Raw genomic sequence first — 1325 nt, 5'->3', positions numbered from 1 at the left:
TCCTGCGTACCGTGGACGGATATTTCAAGATCAACAGCCTGGCGGACGACGCATTGTCCATCGCCCTGGAGAACCAGGACGAGGAAGGCCGCGTGGAGCTGACGGAAGCGCCGGATAGCTGGTACAGCGCGCACTATACGCTGAACAGCACCCGTTTCGACTATGATATCTATCCGGATAAGATTGTCGATGGCGCCTATACCATGACGGCGGAGGACGGCGAAGAGCTGTATTCCTCCTATGAAAACCGCACCTGGCGTTTGACGGAAGACATTTCGGAGCTGCCGCAGTATACGGCGGAAAATATGCCGATCTCCGAAGCGCTTTACAACCTGACGATGCAGGAAGTGCTGGAGAACATCTTCACGGAGAACAGCCACATCACGGGCGAGCCGATCGAAGTGTTCTACACCGGCGCGAATTGGCCTAAGGTTTGGACGCGCGACACGGCGATGTCCGTCCAGTATGCGCTGGCGTGGGCGCTGCCGGAGCAGTCCGGGAACAGCCTGCTGCAGAAGATCCAGGGCGACCCGCGGGAGTGGACGGAAGACACGGGCACGGGCGGCTCCTATCCGAACTCGACGGACCGCATCATCATGGCTCTGGCAGGCTGGGAGATCTATCTTGCCACGGGCGATACGGAATTCCTCGAGACCATTTACGATGTAACGGCCTATACGCTTGAGAAGGACCTGCATGTTGCGTACGACCCGAATACGGGCCTGTTTAAGGGCGAGACCTCCGGCCTCGACCACCGCTCTAAGACGTATCCGGACTGGATGGACGAGGGCTATTTCTCGGACATCATGGAGTCGAAGGCAAGCGGGACGAACATCGAATACGCGGTGGCGTTCAAGGTGTTGGAGCAGGCTTCCGAGATCCTGGGCAAAGACCCGGCAGAGACCGAAAAGTGGGCCAAGCATTTTGAAGACCTGAAGCAGGCCATCAACGAGAACTTCTGGGTGGAAGACGGCGGCTATTATGCGTCGTGGCAGTATCCGGAGTACATGGGCAATGTGCTGGCGGAGAAGACCGACGTCATCGCAACCGGTTATGCGATTTACTATGACATCGCAACGCCGGAGATGGCGGAACGGCTGATGGAAAACTATCCGTTGGTCAAGTATGGCGCGAATACCGTTTACCCGCAGAAGCGCGGCAAGCAGTTCGGCGCGATTTATCACAACCGCGGCGTATGGCCCGGCTGGGAAGCAACCCTGATGGAAGGCGCGATGAAGGCAGGCAACCATGAGCTCGCAGATGAGATCATGAAGTCGATTATGTCGGCGGCGGCCCGCAACCTTTCCAACGAAGAGGTCATCAAC

Annotated in this window: 1 protein-coding gene; it reads left to right on the top strand. The window is 57.7% G+C overall.

The window, feature by feature from the left end; translation table 11 throughout:
* Window positions 1-1325 (top strand): alpha-L-rhamnosidase-related protein (locus I2E77_RS13665; RefSeq protein ID WP_207738270.1); only part of this gene is annotated, 1325 nt, incomplete at both ends.

This window comes from Anaeromassilibacillus sp. 1001302B_160321_C8 (assembly GCF_015554745.1).
GTDB lineage: Bacteria > Bacillota > Clostridia > Oscillospirales > Acutalibacteraceae > Anaeromassilibacillus > Anaeromassilibacillus stercoravium.
This window is presented reverse-complemented; position numbering and strand designations above follow the sequence as displayed.